The organism is Parasphingomonas puruogangriensis (assembly GCF_036663635.1).
Taxonomy (GTDB): domain Bacteria; phylum Pseudomonadota; class Alphaproteobacteria; order Sphingomonadales; family Sphingomonadaceae; genus Sphingomonas.
This window is the reverse complement of record NZ_JAXOJI010000020.1, coordinates 1-2,060: the sequence shown is the minus strand read 5'-3', so window position 1 is coordinate 2,060 and position 2,060 is coordinate 1. Positions and strand designations below refer to the sequence as shown.

Sequence of the window (2,060 nt, the reverse complement as noted above, 5' to 3'; positions counted from 1 at the left end):
TTCAAATCCGCCCTCGGGCACCATTTTTCCAGTTTAGTTCAATTATGGTGTCGCGTGTTGCGGCGGCTGGGCAGGGCGTTCGCCGCGATTGGGATCTTGTGAGGTGGTCTGGATTGTCTGAACAGGTTTCCGCCTAAGATAAGTGGAATGTCTGCCGCTTACCGTTGTGTTTGCCATTCTTGCAGTGGCACGCAGGGAGGGCATAGCCCGACCGGAGTGATGCTGCAAGAATGGCGGCGAAATTCATGCCGCTTGTGCCAGCGGTGCCTGGTTGAAATAGGCTTGGTCGGGTGTTTGCCGGCCCAGCGCTGAATGGGGACGGACGCGGTTGTAGAAATCGAAATAGCGGCCCAGAGACATGCGCGCTTCGGCAACGCTGTCATAAGCCCTGAGATACACTTCTTCGTATTTCACCGAACGCCAAAGCCGCTCGACAAAGACGTTATCGCGCCAAGCTCCCTTGCCGTCCATGCTGATCGCAATGTCGTGCTGCTTCAGCAGCCCGGTAAAGTCCAGGCTCGTGAACTGGCTTCCCTGATCAGTGTTGAAGATTTCAGGTTTACCGTGTTTGGCGAGCGCTTCTTCGACTGCTTCCATGCAGAAGCCGGTCTCCATCGTGATCGAAAGCCGCCAGGCGAGCACGCGGCGCGTATGCCAATCCACGACCGCTGCCAGATAGACAAACCCGCGCGACATCGGGATATAAGTGATGTCCATTGCCCAGACCTGGTTCGCCCGATCGACCCGCAATGTACGAAGCAGATATGGGTAGATCCTGTGCCCTGGCGCTGGCTTTGACGTGTTCGGTCGGCGGTAAATCGCTTGGATACCCATGCGCTTCATCATCGTGCGCACGGCCTCGCGGCCAATCTCGATGCCTTCGCCACGCAACAGGTCACGCAGCATCCGGCTGCCGGCAAACGGATAATCGAGATGAAGTGCATCGATCCTGCGCATGATATCCATATCTGCCTGCGACACCGGACAGGGCTTGTAATACAAGCTGCTTCGGCTCAACCTCAGCAACCTTGCCTGTTGCGTCAATGCCAGCTCATGGGTACGGTCAATCATCGCTTTGCGCTCAGCATGCCCGACTTGCTGAGCGCGCTTTCTAAAAAATCATTTTCCAGCGTCAGCTCACCGATCTTTGCATGCAGGGTCTTCAAATCTATCGCTGGCGACGATGACGCTCCTGTCCGTTCCGAGCCAAACACCGATGGCACGCCCTCCAGAAGTTGCGCCTTCCAATTTGTAATCTGGTTGGGATGAACATCAAACTGCTGGGCCAAATCGGCCAGCGTCCTGTCCCCCTTGATCGCTGCTAGGGCGACCTTCCCCTTGAATGCCGGGCTGTGGTTCCGGCGTGTACGCTTCGTCATTACTACCTCCTGATGCGCGGCAATAATCGCCGCTGTCAGCCAGAATGTCCACTTATCCCATTGTCCAAATTCTTCAGGCCACCTCTAACCGTTGCGAAAACGGCCTGAATTTTTAAGTTTGCTAAGGTCGCTGGGTTTCGTGTTCCCCCCCCCAAGATCCCACACAATAACAAGCGATTCAGCTTAATGACTGCGCCACACTGAGCTGCCGGAGCCGCTGGTTCTGAATTTATAACACTTTCAAGCTTATAATACCGCCCTGCGGCTACTGGTTGGAAGGATAGCTAGGGAGAAAATAATGCCTGAAATCCTGCTAGACCAGTGCGCGAGTTCGCCCTTCGCAGAAAAGATAAGGGTCTGCTTTGGAATCAAGGGACTCGCGTGGGGCGCAGTCGACGAGCCAGTGATCATGCCCAAGCCCGAACTAATAGCGCTTACAGGCGGGTACCGCCGGATTCCGGTCATGCAGATAGGCGCCGACATCTATTGCGATAGCCAGCTTATAGTCCGCGAACTCGACCGGCGTTTCCCTGAGCCGACGCTATTCCCCACAGGCGACAGGGGCTTGATCCAAGCCACCGCCCTGTGGACGGATCGAGTTGTATTCCAAGCAGCTGTCGCGATTATCTTTGGGGGTCTTGGCGATAATGTGCCTTCTGCCTTCATCAAGGACCGTGAGGC

At 55.7% G+C, this 2,060-nt stretch carries 2 protein-coding genes; one reads left to right on the top strand and one right to left on the bottom strand.

Translation table 11 applies throughout. From position 1 onward, the window contains the following. Window positions 1-243: 243 nt before the first annotated feature. A protein-coding gene (locus tag U1739_RS20885) for an IS3 family transposase (protein WP_332710543.1) occupies window positions 244-1,379 on the bottom strand; the annotation gives its coding sequence in 2 pieces (ribosomal slippage) (window positions 244-1,112 and window positions 1,112-1,379; 1,137 coding nt in all). Window positions 1,380-1,677: 298 nt separating this feature from the next. On the opposite strand from U1739_RS20885, the gene U1739_RS20880 reads away from it, so the two are divergent. Next, window positions 1,678-2,060 (top strand): glutathione S-transferase N-terminal domain-containing protein (locus U1739_RS20880; RefSeq protein ID WP_332710542.1); only part of this gene is annotated, 383 nt, incomplete at its 3' end.